Raw genomic sequence first — 20830 nt, 5'->3', positions numbered from 1 at the left:
CCCCCGCGCTTTCCGGATCATGCAACGTGATCCGGATCAAGTCCATCGGGTCCATGCCCCCATGTGCGATCGCGCCACCCGTCAGCCTCGACGGCGCAAATGGGCCCGGAAGGTCAGGGCAGGACATTCTCCAGCGAATGTAGGAGCTGTCTGGCAACGAACGGCTTGGCGCAGTTGACGACGTCGGGATAGCGGCTCTTCACGACGTCGTCCTCATACCCGCTGGCGAATATGAACGGGATGTGCCGCGCGGTCAGGGCGTCGGCCACGGGGAACGCGAATTGCCCGCCCAGATTGACGTCCAGGATCACGGCGTCGATCCGGTCTTCCTGTTCGATGCGGGACAGGGCGGAGGGGACCGAGGCTTCGGGGCCTATGACGATGGCGCCGGCCTCTTCCAGTTCCAGCTGGAGATCCTGGGCCAGCATATATTCGTCCTCAACGATCAGGATCCGGCGATTGGTGAGAGGCATCATGCGACTCCAATGGGCTCCGGTTGGATACCGGCAGAGCAATGGAGCAGTGAATTCCATCTGCCGCCATAACGTAAGTCGTCTCCGCTTGTAATTGATAAGGCAGCGCTTTTTCGATCAGGGTGCGACCCTGGCCGGTGCCGCCCGGCGCCTGGCCATCGGGGGGCATGGTCACGCCGCTTTCCCGCCAGTCGACGTGCAGCCACGGTTCCCCGTTCGCGCCGTCCTCGACCCGCCAGCGAACGGCAAGATGCGCGCCCGGTTGGCTGAGCGCGCCATATTTGACCGCGTTCGTCGTCAGCTCGTGCAGCGCCATCGCGAAGGTCTGCACCGTGCCGGAGCGCAGGGGGACGTCGTGCGGGCCGTCCAGCGTGACGCGCGGACGGGCGGCATCGAGCGCGCCGGTCGCGTCCAGCTCCGCCTGGATGAGGTCGCCGAAGGTCACCCGTTCGTCGTCGCGCAATTGCGACAACAGACGTTGCGCCCTGGCCAGTGCCTCGATCCTGTCGCGGAATTTGGCGCGGAAGTCCTTCAGGTCGACGCTAGACCGGATGGTCGCATCGGCCATCGAGCGCACCATGCCCATCAGGTTGAAGGTGCGATGCTGCAATTCCTTGACCAGGATCTGCTGGCGCTCCTCCCATTCGCGGCGATCGGTGGTCTCCACCATCGCACCCACCATGCGGATCGGGCAACCGGCGGCATCATGATCGAATTTGCCCCGACCGGACAGCCAATGGACCGAGTGGTCCGGATGGACGACCCGAAACTCATGGGCGAATTCCTCCTGCCGTTCCATGGCCTGGTGAAGCGCCGCCTCGGTCCGTGCGCGATCCTCGGGATGGATGCGCGACGACCAGGCTTCATAGCTGGGGGTCACCTCTCCGACATCATAGCCTTCCATGCGGAAATGCTCGTCGGACCAGTGGACTTCTCCGGTGGTGACGTTCCAGTCCCATAACCCCAGCTGACCGACTTCGACCGCGCTGCGAAGCCGCTCCTCGCTTTCGCGCAGGGCCGTCTCGGCACGCTTGCGCTGGGTCACGTCCTGACCGACCTTGACGAAGCCGCGAGCCGTGCCGCCCTCGTCGAGAAGCGCCCACACGGCCCCCTCGATGAAGATCCGTCGTTCGTCCTTGCGCAGGTGCCAGCGGATATTGGCGGCATAGCCGTCGCGACGCGCGGTTTCGATCTCCCGCTTGTCCTCTCCCGCCGCCCGGTCCTCGGGAGTAAAGGCGATGCTGCCGAGCTGCCCCACCGCCTCGTCGGCGGTCCAGCCGAAGACGGCCTCGGCACCCGGAAACCAGTTGTCGATGCGATCCTCGGCATCGGTCGTGAAGATGGCATAGTCCTGGACGGTTTCGACGATGCGGCGGAAGCGTTCTTCGCTGGCATGGAGTCGATCCACCTTGCGGAGCCGGTCGATCACCGGGCCCAATATGGTCGCATAGGTCCGCAGGAACTGGATTTCGTTGTCGCCGAATGTGCGCGGGCCGGTCGCATCGACCTGAAGGACGCCATAGGGGCGTCTGCCCGGTACCAATATGGGTACGTTGACCAGCGCGACGACTCCGGCCTCTTTCATGAATGCGGGGATGACGAACCTGTCTTCCTTGCTAATGTCCTGGGAAACCACGGGTTCGCCGGCATTGATCGAGTAGGTTTCGGATGAGGCCTCCGTCATCGACAGGTGGACATGCCCGACGACATCCTTCGCCCAGCCGACACCGGCGCGGACGAAGAGTTGCTGTCGTTCCTCCTGAATTTCGAGGACCTTGGCGCGGTCCGTACCCAGTGCCTTCGCCACCAGGCGGCAGGCCTCGGTCAGGACCGCGTCGAGATCCTCCGAGCGGATGGCGAAATCGCCGAAATCGGCAAGCACCTGTTGCCGCTTCATCATCTCTCTGATCTTCGGCATGAAAATCTCCGGCGATGGGGTGATGATCGGGGAATTGAGAAATACCGGAGGAGGGATGCCGTTCGCTCAAATTTGAGCGGCGTCGCCAAAAGCTCCCATAGCGGCGGCGTGTCGTGCGGTTTCGGGGGGCTCCGATGCCGCGGATCGGATGGGATCGTGCAGGCCGCCCCGGCCGTCGATCAGCAGGTCCAGCGCGATATCCATTCGCGCAAGGTCTGCGATCGAGGCTCTCCCTTCCCAGGGGATGAGCAAGGCGCTGGCGGGGAACGACGGTGGGATGTCGTCTTCTGCGGCTCGTAAGGTTTCATGCGGGGCGTGACCGTCAGGCGCGGGGATGAGGTGGAGGCTCGCTATCCCTCTGCTCTCACAGGCCCGCGCCAGTCCGATCGCATCGGCTGTGCTCGGGGCGTCGGCATGCACCAGACCCCATGGCCGGATATGATCCAGCATCGCGGCGATGTCTCCTCCATGCGCTTCGCATTTAGCCAATTGATGGGCGATGCCGCGCTTCTTGCACATCTGCGACCAGCTCTGGGCCAGAGCCTCGTCGCTGCTCCAGATCAGCAGAACCGGATCGGCGGGCGCTGCGTGCGAGGGTGGCGTCCTGATGGGATGGGGGATCGCCGGATAGACGAGCCGATCCTGACGCCGCCACCACCCCGGCGCGCGGGCGACCGGATGGCGTTCGGCGGCGGCGGGAAGTCCTTTCCACAGCGACGCCAGGGCGGTCGGGCGCGGCGTGCCGCCGGATATGTCGAATATACCCGATTCATAGGTGCCGGGCGCGGTCAACAGGCGATCCCAGTCCTGCGAGCCCAGCAGCGACCACGCCGTGACGGCCCGGATATCGACGCCTTCCCGCCGGAGCAGGGCGCAGCCGTCCCAGGCCTCCGCCGCCCATCGCAACTGCTCCTCGCGTGTGCAGCCATTATGCACCTCCGTCACCGCCAGGGGGACGCCGTAACGGTCCCAGGCTTCGCGAAGGGCCCCGGCCAGTCCGGGGGGCGGGGGATCGAGGACGCGTATGGCCTCGACATCGGCATAGGCGCGGCGGGCATTGCCGCCATGGCTGCGCGGCGGATAGCGCTGCAACCGGTGGTCGAGAAACCGGTCGCTGGTCAGATAATGGTTCACCCCGACGATGTCGGGCGGGCAGGGGGCGTCGGCGATGCGCCGCAGCCGGTCGCCGAACCCGAAGCCGTTGATCCTTTCCCATAAAGGGTGATGCGGGGTGACATGCCCGAACAGCAGGTCCCATCCGGCCCAGCGGCGCAGATTGTCGAACGCCGCCTGTTCGCGCAGGACCAGGGTGGCATAGGTGCGGCCGAGATCGTCGGTCTGGATCAATCGGGCCGCCGGGTTCACCCGGCGAATGGCCCGCATCGCGGCCCGCGTGCCGTCGATCTGGTTGAGCAGCGCCAGCCAGAATGCCCCTTCGTCGCGCGCATGGGGATACCAATGGCCGTATAGGGCGGAGAAGCGCGCCGTGGTCAGCGGTTCGTTGACCGGGGTCCAGTCCTCGATCCACGGATAACGTTCCGCCACCTGCCGCGCATAGTCACCAAGGCCGGTGGCGAACCCGTCGTCGAGCAAATGGGTATGGGGCGGGCCGCTGCCATGATGGACCAGCCCGGCAATGGGCCTGACACTCAGCGAACGCAGCCGCGCCAGCCGCTCGTCGGTCCACGACCAGTCGGGCGTCTGGCCGTCCGCCATCACGCGTTCCCACAAGACGGGGTAGCGGATCGCCGACAGGCCCAGGCCGGCAAACAGGTCGAGATCGGTGATCCGGTCGTGATGCCCGCTCAGGCGGATCTGATCGCGATAGCCCGTGGCGGTGCGATTGACGGTGCATTCCACGCCACCCCAAAGTTCCAGGCCATCCATCGCTGTCTCCCCTGGGCCCAACGGACCGGCGTTGCGGGCGTTCCGGGAAACTGACTGATTTGCATTTATATACAGTAGGTTAGACGGAACGTGGCGAAGCGGCGGGATGTTTCTGTTTTGTAACAGAGACCTAGAAGGAGCTTCCGTGACCGCCCAGCTGTCGAGCGCCGCCCATGGCTCAAATAGCCTTTACCACCGCCGCCCGCGATCGACGCTGATCTGCTTTAGCCATCTTCGCTGGGCCTTCGTCTTCCAACGGCCGCAGCATCTGATGACGCGCTTCGCAGCAACGCAGGATGTGTTGTTCTGGGAGGAACCCGAATATCGGCCCGGCCCATCCGAACTGCATCGCCGGACATGCCCGGAAAGCGGCGTGGTGGTGCTGACCCCGCAACTCGACGCGGCCTTGCAAGGCCGGGAGGACGAGGCGCTGGCGGCTTTGCTCGATACCGAGCTGGAGAGTGTGAACGGCCCGGTCATTCGCTGGTATTACACGCCGATGATGCTGCCCTTTTCGGACCATGTCCCGGCGGCGTGCATCGTCTATGACTGCATGGACGAACTCTCGGCCTTCAAGGGCGCGCCGCCACAGCTGCTCGAGCGGGAGCAGCGGCTGATCGAGCGGGCCGATCTGGTCTTTACCGGCGGAACCAGCCTGTACGAGGCGAAGCGCAGCCGCCATTCCAATGTCCACGCCTTTCCCTCCAGCATCGACGCGGCGCATTTCGGACGCGCGCGGTCGGGGGGCGGGGAACCGGCGGATCAGGCGTCGCTGCCGCATCCACGGCTCGGCTTTGCCGGCGTCGTCGACGAGCGGATGGACCTCGCCCTGCTCGCCGCCCTGGCGGATGCCCATCCCGAATGGTCGCTGGTGGTCATCGGCCCCGTCGTGAAGATCGACGAAGCCGACCTGCCGCGACGCGCCAACATCCATTATCTGGGCGGGCGGCCCTATAGCGCGCTGCCGGATTATATGGCCGGGTGGGACGTCGCCCTGATGCCCTTCGCGATCAACGAGGCGACGCGGTTCATCAGCCCGACCAAGACGCCGGAATATCTGGCGGCGGGGTGTCCGGTCGTCTCGACGCCGATCACCGATGTCGTGCGCCATTATGGCGCCCTGGCGGGCGTGACCATCGCCGATACGCCCGCCGCCTTCGTCGCCGCCTGCGAAGCGGCGATGACCTTGCGGGCCGCAGGGAATGGCTGGCGCGACGAGGCGGACAGGCAGCTCTCACGCGGTTCGTGGAGCAGCACGGCACTGGAGATGACCGCGCTGATCAAGGCGGAGATGGCGGGGCGCAACCGGCATGAGCCGATCGTCTCCCCCGTCACCTGGCCGCCGCGGCATGATCGCTATGACGTGATGGTCGTCGGCGCGGGGTTCGCCGGGGCGGTGATGGCGGAGCGGCTGGCGGCCGATGGGGGCAAGCGCGTGCTGGTGGTCGACCGGCGGTCGCATATCGCGGGCAATGCCTATGACCATCACGATGCGGCGGGCATCCTGGTCCATCGCTATGGCCCGCACATCTTCCATACCAATTCGGGCGAGATATTCGACTATCTGTCGCGCTTCACCGATTGGCGGCCCTATGAGCATCGCGTGCTGGCCGATGTCGGCGGCAAGCAGGTGCCGATACCGATCAACCGCACGACGCTCAACGCGCTCTACGGGCTGGACCTGTCGAGCGATGCGGAGGTCGAGGCGTTCCTGGCCTCGCGTGCCGAGCCGGTCGATCCGATCCGCACATCCGCCGACGTCGTGGTGTCGAAGGTCGGCCGCGAACTCTACGAGACGTTCTTCCAGGGCTATACCCGCAAGCAATGGGGCATGGACCCGTCCGAACTCGACAAGTCGGTCACCGCGCGGGTGCCGACGCGGACCTGCACCGACGACCGCTATTTCGGCGATCGCCATCAGGCGATGCCGGCGCAGGGCTTTACCCGAATGTTCGAGGCGATGCTCGACCATCCCAATATCGACCTGCTGCTGGGGGTCGACTATGCCGATGTCCGCGACGCCTATCCGCACGACCATCTGGTCTTCACCGGGCCGATCGACGAGTATTTCGGCTATCGTTACGGTCGGCTGCCCTATCGCTCGCTTCGCTTCGAGCATCGGACGCTGAACGAGGAACGGCATCAACCCGTCGCCGTCGTCAACTATCCCGACGAGGCCGTCCCCTATACGCGCATCACCGAATACAAGCATCTGACCGGGCAGGTCGCGCCGCAGACCAGCCTGACCTATGAATATCCCAGCGCGACGGGCGATCCCTATTACCCGATCCCCCGCGACGAGAACCAGGCGCTCTACAGACGCTATGAGGCGCTGGCCCTGGCCGAGCCGCATGTCAGTTTCGTCGGGCGGCTGGCGACCTATCGCTATTACAATATGGATCAGGTCGTCGGGCAGGCGCTGGCGACCTATCGCCGGTTGAAGCCGATGCTGGACGAGGCCGCGATGCCGGGTGTCGCCGCACTGGCGGGGGGACGTAGCGCGGCATGAACCACCAGCGAGCGGACGGAGCCGTCAGACCGGTCGTCCTGCTGGCGGCCGAGACGAACTTCGTCACCGATTACGTGGCGAGCGTCCTCTGCGAGCGTGGCATTTCGATGATCGGCCCGTTGGTGGACCCATCGCAGGCCGTGCAGGTCCTGGCGACGCAGCCCGTCCGTGCCGCCATCCTGTTCGACACCGCAGCCTCGCAGGATCGGGCTCGACTGATCGCGATGCTGAACCACCGGGCGCTGCCCTATCTGACGGTGATGGGGCCTCGCAACGTCGAAGGGCAAGAGGATGGCGCGGTGCTGTTTTCCCCCTTCGCCGCCTATCAGGTGGCCGACTGGGTCGCGGAGCAGACGTGATCGGCCGAATGTGTGGGGTCGGGCCGATCGATGCGGGACCTATTGCAACGAGTTTGAAAGACGATGAAGCGTAAAGCCGCCATTGCGAATGCCATCATCGAAAGCGCGATGGATTATGCGATCATATCGCTCGATTCCGACGGCATCATCACGAGCTGGAACCAGGGAGCCGAACATGTGCTCGGCTGGTCTGCGGGAGAAGCGCTGGGCCAGCCGGGCGAGATCATCTTCACGGCGGAGGATTGTGCGGCCGACGTGCCGCGCCGGGAAATGCAGCTGGCCGACCAAGCGGGACGCGCCGCCGACGAACGCTGGCACGTACGGCGCGACGGCAGCCTGTTCTTCGCGCTGGGCGAGCTGATGCCGCTCCGGCTGGAGGAAGGCGGCTATGTCAAAATCCTGCGCGACCGCACCGATCAGCGTCGCGCGGTCCAGGACCTGGAGGACAGCCGCAAGGCGACCAGCGGCGCCCATGCGATGCTGGCCGAACTGACCGAGTCGCTTGAGGACCCGTTTTACGCGGTCGATGCGGAAGGGCGCTTCACCTATATAAACCGCAAGGCGGGCGAACTGTGGGGGCGGGCGCCCGGCGACCTGATCGGCAAGATCTGTTGGGACGAGTTTCCCCAGGCGGTCGGCAGCGAACCCTATCATGCCCATCGACGCGCGATGGTCGAGCGCACCGCCATCCGGCTCGAAGCGAAGTCGCCGATCCTGGGCAAATGGATCGACATCGACATCCATCCGATCACGACCGGCGGGCTGGCGGTCTATTTCAAGGACGCCAGCCAGCGCAAGGCGGCGGAGATCGCGTTGCGGGCGCGGAACGACACGCTGTCCGAGGAGATTGCCGAACGCACCCGCGAACGCGACCGGATATGGCAGCTGTCGGGCGACCTGATGGACGTGTGCAGCGCCGATGGTCGCCTCCACACCGTCAATGCCGCCTGGACGGCGATGCTGGGCTGGACCGAGGAGGAACTGCTCGGCGGTAATTTCTTCGACCTGATCCATCCGGAGGACCGCGAGGCGACGGCCGCCGAGTTTGCGCGGCTCGCCAAGGGAGAGGAGGCTGCGCATTTCGAGAACCGGTTTCGCGGACGCGACGGCCGCTATCGCGTCATCTCCTGGACCACCGCGCCCGAGGCGGAGCTGTTCTACTCGATCGGCCGCGACATGACCGATCATCGCCGCGTCGAGGAGCAATTGCGCCAGAGCCAAAAGATGGAAGCGGTTGGGCAGCTCACCGGCGGGCTGGCGCATGACTTCAACAATCTGCTGACCGGCATCACGGGCAGCCTGGAGATGATGGCGATCCGTATCGCACAGGGGCGGATCGGCGATGTCGAGAAATATAATGCGGCGGCGCACGGCGCGGCCAAGCGTGCCGCCGCCCTGACTCACCGCCTGCTCGCCTTCTCCCGCCGCCAGACGCTGGACCCCAGGCTGATCGACCCCAATCGGTTGATCGAGGACATGCTGGAGCTGATCGTGCGTTCGGCGGGGCCCGATATCGATACCCGCTATGTGGCGCAGGCGGATCTCTGGGCCACGTTGGTGGACCCCAATCAGCTGGAAAACGCGCTGCTCAATCTCTGCATCAACGCCAGGGATGCGATGCCCGATGGCGGAAGGCTGACCATCGAAACGTCCAACCGCTCGCTCGACGATCGCACCGCGCGGTTCCACGAGATGGAGCCGGGGCGCTACGTGGCGGTCTGCGTGTCCGATACGGGGACCGGGATGACCGCCGATGTCGTCGCCAAGGCGTTCGACCCGTTCTTCACCACCAAGCCGATCGGCGTCGGCACCGGCCTTGGCCTGTCGATGATCTATGGTTTCGCCCGCCAGTCGGGCGGCAGCGTGCGTATCCATTCCCAGCCGAGCGAAGGGACGACCGTCTGCGTCTATCTGCCCGCGCATATCGGCCGCGCCGAGCCGGACGACGATGATGCCGATCTGGCAGATGCCCCCCGCGCCATATCGGGCGAGACCGTGCTGGTCGTCGACGACGAACCATCGGTGCGCATGCTGGTCACCGACGTGCTGGAGGAACTGGGCTATACCGCGATCGAGGCGGCGGACGGCGCCGCCGGGCTGAAGGTCCTGCAATCCGATGCACGGATCGACCTTCTGGTATCCGATGTCGGTCTGCCGGGGGGCATGAACGGTCGGCAGATGGCCGATGCCGCGCGTGTAACCCGACCCGATCTGAAGGTTCTGTTCATCACCGGCTTTGCCCAGAATGCGGCGGTGGGCAACGGGCAGCTCGAACCGGGCATGCATGTCATGACCAAGCCCTTTGCCATGGAGGCCATGGCAACGCGGATCAAGGCGCTGATCGAAGGGGGCTAGGGCGCCTGCTTCGTCCTGCGCAGCGCGTCCATCAGGATGCGGCTGTAGATGCGGTGCGTCGCGGTTTCCCGGTGGACACCGGCGCTGGACGGCGCGATGCCCAGCGATGCGGCGGGGGTAAAGGTGAGCTCGCCGAAATAGATGCCGTCGCGGCCGTCATACAGGTCGACGCGTACAAAGGCGAACGGAGCCGACAGCGCTCGGGCAGCGGCGATCATCCGTTCCAGTCGGTCCCTCGCGGCCATGGTGAAGCCGTCCGGCGCGCTCAGGCCGTCGCCTTTATCCATCGGATCGAAATGGGGCACGCGGAACAGGCGACTCCAGGGCTGTCCGAAGCGGCCATGGTCGATCTGGCACAATAGGGGCTCGCCATGGATGCAGTGAAATTTGTAATCGTCGGGCGGCCCGGCCACATGCGTCGGGATCATCGCCTCGACGATGATCTTTCGCGGCAGGCGCCAATATTGCATTTCGCGCAGGATCGACGCGTAATCCATCGAGGCCAGATCATACAGGTCGCGCAGCGCCGCAGGATCGGCGAGATCCCGCAAAAAGGTGACGCCGCCGCTGGCATGGGTCGGCTTGGCCAGGGCATCGGTCCCGATAAAGGGGCGGAGCCGGTCGAATAGGTCTTCGGGCGAGGCCAGCGTTTCGACCGGGATGACGGCCAGCGTCTCGGGGATATGAAGATCGGGGCAACGTCGCTGTGCCTCGACCTTGGCGGTTTGCTTGTCGACAAAGACCTGCTCCGATGCGGACCAATGCGGACCGATCATCCGGTCATAGATGACGTCGTTGATCCGCGCGTCGGGATGGTGGGGCGGAAGCGGCGGGCGGCCGAATTTTTGCTCGAATGGCACGGATGCCAGGCGATGATTGGCGGCCCGCGTCATGAGGCCATGCCCATCGTCGCCCGCGTCTCTGTTCGGCTTTTCGCTCATGGATGACGGTGAAATGGCCGCGCGAGGTCAGTCATGGTCGGCGGTCGCGCGCTCGACGCACAATCCGATCGCCGCGATGCGGTCGACCTCGGCATAGGGTGCGTTGTCCAGTTCGTCGCCAAAGATGTCGGGATCGAGCACGCGGTAATCCTGGCGATAGCCCGCCCTGGGGATCGCGTCCTGTATCGCGTCCCGAACCACGTCGCGGCCACCCACGATCGACACGCCCGTATGCATCAGGAAGCGGCCGCCCGGCGCCAGCTTACGGATCGCCATCAGCGTCCAGTCGACCGACAGCCTGCCGCCATAGAGATCGCCGCCGTCGCGATAGGCGCGGCGGACGGGATCGATCATGAACGGCGGATGGGTGACGATCAGGTCGAACGGGCCGTCGACCTCCTCGGGTGTCTGCGCCACAACGCCGTGGTTGGCGATTCCGGCGAAGGTCGCGTTGATCGACGCGAGGTGCAGGGCCTTGGGATTCATGTCGGCTAGCGTCAGCTCCGCCTTGCCGTGCAGCGATGCGGCGATGATGCCGCCAACCCCGGCCCCGGCGCCATAGTCGAGGATGCGCGCCTCGGTCGGCAACCCGGCCAAGTGGCGTGAAATATAGTCGGCGAAGCGGTAGCTGTCGGGGCCCAGGAATACGGCATCGCGTGCCGTGGTCGGATAGCGCGAATGAAGGAACAGCTGCCCCAGCACGTTCGAGACGCGGATGGCGGCGGTCACCAGTCCGTCCGGACGCTCCTCCAGCAACCCTTGCGCGGCAAGGATCGCGAGGAGAGCAGGGGGCAGGGCGTCGCGGCGGCAGGGCAGGGACCATCCCAGCAGGTCGGCAACTGTCGAACCGACCTGTCGATCGGGTCGCGCCATCACCCGCGCCTGCGACGCCGGGGTGGGCGCGATGAAGTCGTAATCCATCGAACGCAGCATGCCGAGCAGATCGAGCATCGCGCTGCGCGAAACGCCCGACATGGCATCGGGCCGATCCGCCTTGGAAGAAGTCTCGTCGGGCTCTGTTACGTTCATATGATCACCATAATTCATGATGCTGGCCGCCAATCGCGGCGCTCGCCGTCGAGGGATTTGATCCGCGTCAGGCCGTCTTCTGGATCAGCGGTTCGATCCGCAGATTGACGATGTCGCAGGTGGCGGAGCGGCTGAGGACGAACAGGATCGCGTCGGCGACATCCTCGGCAGGCAACATCCGTCCATCCGCGACGGCGGCCTGTTTTTCCTCTTCGCTGCATTCCTGCATGTCGGTGTCGACCGATCCGGGCTGGATCACGCTGACCCGGATACGCTTGTCCGCCACCTCCTTGCGCAGCGTCTCGGCGAAGGCCTGGATGCCCGCCTTGGTCGCGGCATAGACGCTTTCACCTGCGGCCTTGATCTCGGTACTGATCGATCCGACGAACAGCAGATGGCCGCCACCCTGGTCCTGCATCCGCAGGATGGCCGCGCGGGCACAGGCGAGATAGCCGGTCAGATTGGCATCGATCACATAACGCCAGTCGTCGTCGGCCATCTCGTGGATCGGCTGCGCGCCCAGTGCGGCGCAGGCGACCAGCATGTCGATACCGCCCAGCCTGTCGTCGACGGCGGCGAAGACCCGCTTGATACCCTCCTGCGTCGCGGCATCCTCGGCGATCCCGGTGACATCGCCATCGATCCCGGCCAGCGCCGCGTCGAGCGCGTCCTGATGCCGCCCGAAGGTCAGGACGCGTGCACCCTCGGCCGCCAGAGCTTTCAGCGCGGCAAGGCCGATGCCGGTGGTGCCGCCGGTCAGCAGGATGCGGCGGCCGGACAACATGGTGGGGTTCTTGGTCATTGGCTATTCCCAGGTCAGGATCAGGCGCCCATGGGCGGGCACGCGGTAATCGATGCGATCGGCGTCGACGGCATCGGGCGCGATGGCCTCGCCGCTGGCGGTGGTGACGCGGCTGTCGGTCAGCGTGCGCCGCTTCAGCCGGACGAGGCGCAGCCAGGCGGTGCGCGTCTCGCCCCCGTCGAGCAGGATCGACAGCGCATGGTCCCCGACCCGCTCGACCGCGCGGAGCAGCATGTCGCAATAGAGGCGGAACGGTGCGCCCTCGACGGTGTGGAAGGCGCTGGAGGCGAAGATGAACGCCGCCCCCGCGCCGTACACCTCCTGTCCCACCTGCCCGGCGGGCTGGCCGTCGGGATACAGGTCCTCCAGCGGGAAGGAGAGCCCATGGTCGATATGACCGTTGGGCTCGCGCTGCTCCTCGGAGATCGCCTCGGGCGGCAGCGCGTCGGGATAGTAAAACCAGGCGCGCGACAGGGCATAGCGGCAATATTCGCCGATGAGCATCCGCGCCTCCGGGTCGAGGTCGGGACCGCCATCGTCCAGATAGCGTTCGAACGCGGCATAGCTGTCGAAACATTCGTACATCGCCATATACGGCGCATCCTGAAGACAGGTCACCGCCAGGAACGTCTCGTAATGGGCGGCATGCCCGATCTGGCTGTCCCAGATCACCGCATTGTGCAGGAAGCTGGCCAGATAGACATAGCTTTGTTCGCGATAGACGTCGCGATTGGTGATCCGCCACAGCCGCATGCAGGCGGCGGCCCCCCAGGCGGTCAGATTGGCCTGATAGTTGATGGCGAAGCCCAGCCCGATGGCGGCGTCGATCGCCGCGCGCGCCTCGTCCAGATAGGTCTTGTCATCGGTCAGTTCGAACGCCTGGAGCATGACCCAGGCATAGATGCCGCCGACATCGGTCTGCCCGCGCCCGTCGACCGGGGCCTCTTTGGTGATGACCGAGAAGTCGGTGACGTCATATTCGATCGGCCAGCGATAGTCGAAATGCCGCGCGACGCGCACGCCATAGCCGATGGCCTTCAGGAACAGCGCCCGCGCCTCGTCATCGCCGTCGAGCGCCAGCGTGCCGAGGTTCAGCAGCGGGTGGTAGAGATACCAGCTATCGACCGCATCGGCATTCTTGTCCTTGCCGACATTGGGCAGATAGCGGCGAAACGTGCCGAGCCCCTCGTCGAAGAAGCGCGGCAGCCCCGCCTTGAACGTCGCCTCCAGCGGATGCGGTTCGCCGCGCCATTTGCCCCAACGGTGGAGCGCGGCGATCACCGACATCTGCACCATGATGTCGGGATATTCCGCCCCCGTATAGGGATGGACATAGCGATGGCCGTAATGGCGGATCGTGGCGTCGGGTGCTTCGTCCAGATCGCGCGCGGCACGCTCGGCGCGGTCGATCCAGTCGCGATAGGCGACCGGCGGCGGGTCGAGCAGGTCATAGGCGCTGCCCAGCATCTGCACGAACTGGCGCGCGGATTCGCGTTCGTGCGACGCGGCATGGTGGCGAAAGACCAGGAGCGTGTCGGACAGCGTCACGCTCTTCCCCGCCGGAAGCGCGACCTCGGCGGGGTCGGCCTCGGCATCGGGGACGGGCAGCGCATAGCCCAGTTCGGGCCAGCTGCCCCCCACCGTCTCTCGCGGCACGGTTCCGGTGGCGCGGAAATAGGCGTTCGAGGCGGTGAGATTCTGGATGTAGAGTATGTTGCCAAAGGCTGGCGTATCGATTCGGAAATAGAGGAGGCCGGTGTTCAGCCCGCGCTGCGACGCCTCGACCACCCCTTGCGCGCGCAAGGGATCGTCGCCTGCGCCAAAGGGATATAGGTCGCGCGGGGTTGGGGGCATGACCATCGGCCGGGCGGGCGTGAAGCGCGTCGCTATGCGCAGCCGCTCCAAGGCCAGCCGGTCGGTAAGGCAGGATATGATATGGTCGCCCATCGCGCTGGTCACGCGGAGCCGGGCGACCTCCCCCTCTTCCGGCGGCAGGACCGCGCAGTCGAAGTTGGTCGACAGGAAGGCTGCCCGCACCGCCAGCCCGCCGCTACTGCCCCTGCGCCGCACGATCGCGAAGACCGATGCGTCGGTTCGGTGCAGCCCGACCGTCAGGTCGCCGATCGTGAAATCGGCCAGCGGGGCGGGTTCGTCGCGCAGCAGTTCGCGCAGGTCCAGCAGATGGGGGCTGATGGCGGGCGGCGCTTCAGCCGTCGCGGTTCGGGGCATGGCACAATTCCGAAAGTGTAACGGGTGTGACGACCAACCCACTGGAAAAGAGCGGAGTTCCTGGAAAATGCCGTTCCGCTAAACTGGGTCAACGCATTCGTGCCGCCCGCGCTGCCTGCGCCCGTTTTAGGCGAATGCGCGTGCGTGCATCGCGCAGCAGCGTACCGGGCAGATCGGTCGCGGCACGGAGGCCCGCGACCGAGGAGATGTTGCGGATGCTGCGCCGCGTCTCGTTCAGCACCTGCCCGACCATTGCCCGCCGCTCGATCTCGCCGGTCTCGCGCACCAGCGACAGCCGGTGGATCGCATAGATGCCGATCAGCCCGGCCAGCAGGAAATAAAAGTCCCAGGCGGTCAGCGTGATTGGCAGGGTGAAGATGCCGTTCGGGCTGCGCCACCGCGCGAGCAGCTCGAACTGGCGCGCAGCAAAGAATTGCGCGAGCAACCCGCCCAGGATCGGCGCGATCCCGGCGGCGATGGCGGTCGTCATCGCATTGGCCGCGACATAGGCGGTGGCGGACCCCTTGGGCGACAGCTTCAGCGCGATATTGGTGCTGGCCAGCGTCACCCCGGCGATGGTCGCGCCCATGACGAGGTGAAGCCCGATCAGCCACCATTTCACCGCACCCCGGTCGCCCAGTTGCGAGGCGCCGATCATCGCGACGATCGCCAGGATATAGGCGGGGGCACAGACCGCCAGGACCGACTTGTTGGCGAACCGATCGCTGAGCCGCCCCCAGAGCCGGAGCGCGAGGATATTGGCAAGCTGGCTGGCGACGCTGAGAAGGAGCACGAAGCTGACCGCGAAATGCAGCTGGCGGACGATGAAGACGGTGAAGAAGGGCGTCGCGAGATTGATCGCGAACTGCCAGCTGGCCACGAAGACCAGCAACCGGCGGAAATTCGGGTCGCCCAGCGGCTGGGACAGCAGCGCGCGCAGCGCGATGGGGCCGGGGGCGGGCGGCATCCGCGGCTCGGGCATCATCGCGACGATCCGCGCGCTGATCAGCCCGGTCAGGCAGCCGGTCGCGAACATCGCGGCGAACACCATGTCCCGCGCGAACGATCCGGCCTGCGTCCAGTCCAGCGCCAGCGCGGCCGCCAGGCCCAGGATCAGGCTGATCGCGGTCAGCCAGACCGTCCGCCGTGCAAAGACGTCGCCCAACCGGTCGTCGGGCGCGAGATCGCGCATCCAGGCATTCCACGCGCATCCTCCGACCGCACCCAGCCCGCACAACAGCATCTGCGCCGCCAGGAAGATCAGCAGTGCGGCCGTCCCGCTGAAAAAGGCGAGTGCCGCCATCACCGCCAACATGGTCCGCCCGATCAGGCTGGACAGAACCGCGATCCGCTTGCGCCGCCGCCATCGCTCGACCAGCTGAATGGCGGGCAGTTGCAGCAGCTGTGCCAGGAACGGCATCGCGGCGAGGATGCCGACCATCACGTTCGACGCACCCAGATGCAGCGCGAAGGCGGTCAGGATCACCCCGCTGGTGAGTGCCGCCGCGCCGCCGGAAAACCCCGCCTCTATGACGAGCAGCCGCAAGCCGCGCTCTCGGTCGGAATCGGTCAGCTCGGCTTGCGGGTCCAGGGTCATCGGTGCCGGGGCAACGTCCCGGCTGCGACGCGAGTTGCCGTCGACTATCAGCAATGCTGATCTATATCATTGAGAATGCCTGATATTGACGTTTCTCCGCGCGACCATCCGGGCGTTCGCGGGTTTGTCGATGGATGACGCTCAACATGCCGCCCGATCTGCGTATCGCCCTGGTCCTGGCCGGGGGCAATGCGCTGGGCGCGTATCAGGCCGGTGTCTATGAGGCATTGCACGATGCCGGCATCGCGCCGGACTGGATCGTCGGCACCTCGGCGGGGGCAATCAACGGCGCGATCATCGCGGGCAATGCGCCGGAGGACCGGCTGTCGCGACTGTCCGACCTGTGGCGTCCCGAAGTCACCGACCCTGTGGGCGTGCCGGCATGGGACGCGATGATCGACAGCTGGCGGCGCAGCGGGGAAGTGATCGCGACGCTGCTCGGCGGGCGGCGAGGACTTTTCGCGCCGCTGGGCACCGCCTTGGCCGCGCGCGATACGCCCGCGCTCTATGACACGACGCCCTTGGCCTGCACGCTGGCCCGGCTGGTCGATTTCAACCGGCTGAATGACGGCGCGGTCCGCTATATGGTGCAGGCGGTGGCGCTGGATACGGGCGAGGAGGTCGTGTTCGACAGCGGGCGCGGCCGGATCGTGCCCGACCATATCCGCGCGAGCTGCGCCATGCCGCCCGCCTTTCCCCCGGTCGCGGTCGATGGCGAGCTCTATGTCGATGGCGGGCTGTCCGCCAACCTGCCGCTCGATCCCGTGCTGGTCCGGCCCGGCGACGCGCCGCTGCTGTGTATCGCGGTCGACCTCTTGCCGCTGGCCGGGCCGCGCGCGCCGAGCATCGGCGGGATGATCAGCCGAACGCAGGATCTGGCCTTCGCCGCACAGTCGCGCCGGACCCTGACGCGCTGGCGGGACCATTATGCCAGCGCCTCCGATGGACAGGAGGCATCGGTCACGCTGGTCCAGCTCCATTATGCCGACCAGCAGGACGAGGTCGCGGGCAAGGCGCTGGACTTCTCGCCCCGCTCGGTGCGGCAGCGATGGGATGCGGGGCTGCGCGACGGCCGGGTGCTGACCGCCGCCCTGGCGGGGGGCGCAATTCGCATGGGGGACAGGGGCCTGACATCGACCACCATCGCGGCGGGCCGGAACCCGGTCGCCGCCCATTCGGAAGACATGCCATGAAAGCCGCCCGGAAGACCGCCAATGGCCGTTTCGAGATCGCCGAGGTCGAGGAGCCACGCCTGCCCGCCGACGATTGGGTCAAGGCGCGGGTGCGGATGGCGGGCATATGCGGAACCGACCTGCGCCATTGGGAAAAGGCGGAGGAAGAGCTTCACTGCTGTATCATGGGCCATGAACTGGCGGGGGAGGTGGTCGAAATCGGCTCGGCGGTCACCCGCGTCGCGATCGGCGACCGGGTGCTGGTTGAATCCGTGCTCGGCTGCGGTCATTGCGACTGGTGCCGGGTGCAGCAATATAATCGCTGTCCGGACCTCTATCCGACCCGCCGTGCCAGCGTCTCGCGCGCCTATGCCGAATATGTCGTCGGGCCGCAGCACAAGTTCCACCGCCTGCCCGACAGCGTGGGGTTCGACGATGCGGCGCTGCTGGATACCTATGCCGTGGCGCTGCATGCCCAGCATCTGTCGGGCCTGACCATCGGATCGCGGGTGGCGATCATCGGGGCTGGGCCGATCGGGCTGGGCCAACTGATGCTCGCCAAGGCCAGCGGGGCGACCGTGACGATCATCGACAGGATGCCGCACGCACTCGCGCTGGCCGCGCGGCTGGGCGCCGACCGCCTTGTCCATTCGGACGACGACGACCCGCAGGCTGCGATCTATGCCATGACCGACGATCGCGGCGCCGACATCGTGTTCGAATGCGCAGGCGGCGAGTCCATGCCCGACACGCTGCCGCTCGCCACGCGGCTGGTGCGGCGCGGCGGCAAGGTCGTCATCGTCGGCGGTTTCGACGATGGCGCGATCGCCATCCCGCTGGAATGGCAGCGTATCCAGATGTCCGAGATCACCCTGATCCCCAGCGCCAGCTTCGCCTTTTACGACATCCATGCCGAACAGGTCGAGGTGATCGATCTGGTGGCGCGCGGGGTGCTGAAGACGCAGGAGCTGATTACCCACCGCTTCCCGCTCGACCGGATCAACGACGCGTTCGAAGCGGCGCAGGATCGTGGCCGGACCGGCGCGATCTTCGTCGGCCTGACGATCTGAAACGTTGTTCGCCAATATCGCGTGGCCCGGGCAGCACGGGCGGCACTCGTGCCCGGATTCTTTCCGTTCCGATTGCGACAACACAATCTTAAACACGTCCGGTTACCCTTCGGCAAACATCCCGACCAAGCCAGAAGGTATTGCCGCCATGATCCCCAAGCGCCTCCACGTCATCTGGGTTGGCGACGAAGCCAAGCGGCCGAACAACTGCATCGATACCTGGCGGGCGATGCATCCGGACTGGGAGTTCCGCTTATGGGGCAATCAGGACTTTTCCGCCTGCCAATGGGCCAACCGCGCGCATATGGATGCGATGTGGTCGCGCGAACTCAACGGCGTCGCCGACATGATGCGCTGGGAAATCCTCTACCACCATGGCGGCGTTCTGGTCGATGCCGACAGCATCTGCGTCCGCCCGCTGGATGAGCATCTCCTCGACTGCGAGGCGTTCGCCTGCTGGGAGAGCGAGGTGGCACGTCCGGGCCTGATCGCCGCGGGCTATTTCGGGTGCGAGAGCGAAAACCCGTTCGTCGGCCAGATCATCAAGGATATCGCCGCCGAGACCAGCGTCACCGACCGGATGGCGTGGCAGAGCGTCGGCCCGCAACGGGTGACCGACGCCTATCGTGCCTATGGCTATAATCGGCTGCGTATCTATCCCAGCCATTATTTCATCCCGGAGCATTTCACCGGCATCGCCTATGACGGCGGTGACCCGGTCTATGCGCACCAGCTCTGGGGATCGACGCGCGGCGCCTATGACGTGATCCACCAACACGCGCTCGTCTCCGCCGCTCCGGTTCCGGCCCCGCAGCCCGAGGCCCCGGTGGCGGTGCATGACCCGGATCTGGAGCAGGGTCTGTTCCACCGGGTCTGGTTCGGAGACAAGCCGATCCCGCCGCATTACGAAGCCTATTGGGCGGCGTGGCAGCGCCAGTTTCCGGATGCGCGCTTCATCACATGGACCGACGCCGACGTCGCGAAACTGACCATGTCGCGCGAGAAGATCGAGGCCGTCTCGGTCCTTCCGATGCGCGCCGACATCGCACGCTACGAAATCCTCTATCGCTTCGGTGGTATCTGCCTGGATTGCGACGTCATGCCGCATCGGCATTTCGACCCCGCCGAAATGTCGCGGACGCTGACCGTTTGCAACGAGGACGCCTCGACCGACTATTGCTCGATCGGTTTCATCGGCGCGCCGAAGGGGCACGCGATCTTCCGCGAATTGCTCGATCATATCATGAGCCATGATCTCGATGAGACACGGGTCAATATCTCGACCGGGCCATGGCTGTTCGGCGCTTTCTTGAAGCGGCATGCGCATCGCCGGCTCGGGACCGAGGCGTTCTACCCGTATCTTTACGACCAGCCGCTGGCGTCGGTGCGCCGACGGACGCTGGAAAACACCTATGGCATCCACGTCTGGGGCGGCTCCTGGCTGCCCGAGCAGGTGCGCAAGGACAAGGCGATGGATCTGCTCCGCAAGGGCGATCTGGAAGAACCCGCCGCGATCCTAGCAGGTTACGACGATGAGTGGTCACAGGATGTCAGCATTCTGATCCAGGGAATGCGGGAGATCCGCACCGGCAGCGTCGGCATGGCGGCGATTTTGCAACCCGATATGTCGATCGATGCGGACGACCGACTCGCATTCGAATTCGGCAAGGTCGCGGCCTGGCTGCTCGACCGCGATGGCGGCCATATGGTGTGGCGGATCGGCGCGAGCGAGGGCATGCCGCTCGACCCGCTGCGGCCGGTGATGGTCAACTATGATTCACCCGCAGTTTTGCTGGAGCCCGATGCGCACAGGTTCGCGGCTTTGGAGCGTGGCTATCGCAACAACCGCAACGCGATGTTCCTGCCCTTCGGATACGAGACGGGTGAGGGGAGTGTCTATGCGGTCGACCCGATAATGGTCGCGGCACCGGGCTTGGCCCAGGCTGTCGGCGCTTCCCCGGTCCGCAATGGCAGGAAGGCGATCAACGGCAAGACGAGCATGATCCAAGGCTCGTCCTGTATCGAAAAGACGGCGGTGCCGGTCGTCACCTATCAGGACATGCTGGCCAAGACCGGCGGCCGCGCGGCGGACATCCTAGTAGTCGACGCCGGAGGCATGGACAGGGCGATCATCCTCGACATTCTCGGCCATGGAGCCTCGCCGATGGTCCTCCATTTCGAGACGCGCCGCCTCGACGCCGATGAGCAGCACGCGCTACTGGCGGCGCTTGAGGGCGATTATGTCGTGCTTCGCTTCGGCGACGCCATGACCGCCTACCGCATCGACGTTATCAAGGATTATGCGCGGGCGCTCTATATCGAGCATGGCATGCCGACGATCTATAGCGCGGGCCTGAAGATGCTGAACGGGCTGTAATCGGCCGGGCGCGGCGTGGAAAAATTGTCCTGTCGCTGAGGGGCGGTGAGCCAAAGATCGGCCGTCTGCGTATAAGCTGCCGGAGAGGACGCCATCCCTTTGCCGTGCGCCC

Annotated in this window: 14 protein-coding genes; 6 read left to right on the top strand and 8 right to left on the bottom strand. The window is 65.7% G+C overall.

From position 1 onward, the window contains the following. Window positions 1-113 precede the first annotated feature (113 nt). From ACFX59_RS05840 to ACFX59_RS05830, 3 genes are all read right to left on the bottom strand, one after another. Window positions 114-476 (bottom strand): response regulator, encoded by a 363-nt coding sequence (locus tag ACFX59_RS05840; protein ID WP_309695103.1) that lies wholly within the window; start codon window positions 474-476, stop codon window positions 114-116. After that, on the bottom strand, window positions 439-2391 hold the full coding sequence (locus ACFX59_RS05835; RefSeq protein ID WP_387430526.1) for a PAS domain S-box protein: 1953 nt from the start codon (window positions 2389-2391) through the stop codon (window positions 439-441). The genes ACFX59_RS05840 and ACFX59_RS05835 overlap by 38 nt, the downstream gene beginning before the upstream one ends. A gap of 66 nt (window positions 2392-2457) precedes the next feature. After that, a complete protein-coding gene (locus tag ACFX59_RS05830; RefSeq protein WP_387430524.1) occupies window positions 2458-4278 on the bottom strand; it encodes a dTDP-4-dehydrorhamnose reductase in 1821 nt (606 codons plus the stop codon). 145 nt (window positions 4279-4423) lie between these two features. On the opposite strand from ACFX59_RS05830, the gene glf reads away from it, so the two are divergent. From glf to ACFX59_RS05815, 3 genes are all read left to right on the top strand, one after another. Continuing rightward, a complete protein-coding gene (glf, locus tag ACFX59_RS05825) occupies window positions 4424-6787 on the top strand; it encodes a UDP-galactopyranose mutase (protein WP_387430522.1) in 2364 nt (787 codons plus the stop codon). Then, window positions 6784-7146 (top strand): hypothetical protein, encoded by a 363-nt coding sequence (locus ACFX59_RS05820; protein ID WP_387430520.1) that lies wholly within the window; start codon window positions 6784-6786, stop codon window positions 7144-7146. Before glf ends, ACFX59_RS05820 begins: the two co-directional genes overlap by 4 nt. Window positions 7147-7209: 63 nt before the next feature. Then, a complete protein-coding gene (locus tag ACFX59_RS05815; protein WP_387430518.1) occupies window positions 7210-9501 on the top strand; it encodes a PAS domain S-box protein in 2292 nt (763 codons plus the stop codon). Here ACFX59_RS05815 and ACFX59_RS05810 read toward each other — a convergent pair. The 5 genes from ACFX59_RS05810 to ACFX59_RS05790 form a co-directional block, all read right to left on the bottom strand. Continuing rightward, window positions 9498-10394, bottom strand: coding sequence for an ATP-grasp fold amidoligase family protein (locus tag ACFX59_RS05810; protein ID WP_387430516.1), 897 nt, complete (start codon window positions 10392-10394; stop codon window positions 9498-9500). The two genes, ACFX59_RS05815 and ACFX59_RS05810, sit on opposite strands and share 4 nt — an antisense overlap. A 75-nt stretch (window positions 10395-10469) precedes the next feature. After that, the gene (locus ACFX59_RS05805; protein ID WP_387430514.1) at window positions 10470-11471 is read right to left on the bottom strand and encodes a methyltransferase; all 1002 of its coding nucleotides are present in this window, start codon (window positions 11469-11471) and stop codon (window positions 10470-10472) included. Window positions 11472-11538: 67 nt separating this feature from the next. Next, window positions 11539-12273: an SDR family oxidoreductase gene (locus tag ACFX59_RS05800; RefSeq protein WP_387430512.1), complete on the bottom strand. Its 735-nt coding sequence runs from the start codon at window positions 12271-12273 to the stop codon at window positions 11539-11541. A 3-nt stretch (window positions 12274-12276) separates the two neighbouring features. Beyond that, on the bottom strand, window positions 12277-14502 hold the full coding sequence (locus ACFX59_RS05795; protein WP_387430510.1) for a hypothetical protein: 2226 nt from the start codon (window positions 14500-14502) through the stop codon (window positions 12277-12279). An 88-nt stretch (window positions 14503-14590) separates the two neighbouring features. Beyond that, complete coding sequence (locus ACFX59_RS05790; RefSeq protein WP_387430508.1) at window positions 14591-16153, bottom strand: MFS transporter; 1563 nt, start codon at window positions 16151-16153, stop codon at window positions 14591-14593. A 92-nt stretch (window positions 16154-16245) separates the two neighbouring features. On the opposite strand from ACFX59_RS05790, the gene ACFX59_RS05785 reads away from it, so the two are divergent. The 3 genes from ACFX59_RS05785 to ACFX59_RS05775 all read left to right on the top strand — a co-directional run bounded on the left by ACFX59_RS05785 (window position 16246) and on the right by ACFX59_RS05775 (window position 20718). After that, the gene (locus tag ACFX59_RS05785; RefSeq protein ID WP_387430506.1) at window positions 16246-17292 is read left to right on the top strand and encodes a patatin-like phospholipase family protein; all 1047 of its coding nucleotides are present in this window, start codon (window positions 16246-16248) and stop codon (window positions 17290-17292) included. Beyond that, entirely contained in the window at window positions 17289-18341 is a 1053-nt protein-coding gene (locus ACFX59_RS05780; RefSeq protein ID WP_387430504.1) for a zinc-binding dehydrogenase, read from the top strand. The genes ACFX59_RS05785 and ACFX59_RS05780 overlap by 4 nt, the downstream gene beginning before the upstream one ends. 148 nt (window positions 18342-18489) lie before the next feature. Continuing rightward, a complete protein-coding gene (locus tag ACFX59_RS05775) occupies window positions 18490-20718 on the top strand; it encodes a glycosyltransferase family 32 protein (RefSeq protein WP_387430502.1) in 2229 nt (742 codons plus the stop codon). Window positions 20719-20830 lie beyond the last annotated feature (112 nt).

The organism is Sphingomonas sp. NCPPB 2930 (assembly GCF_042867205.1).
In the GTDB taxonomy this organism is placed as follows: domain Bacteria; phylum Pseudomonadota; class Alphaproteobacteria; order Sphingomonadales; family Sphingomonadaceae; genus Sphingomonas.
The sequence above is the reverse complement of the archived record's forward strand: the minus strand, read 5'-3'. Positions and strand labels throughout refer to the sequence as shown.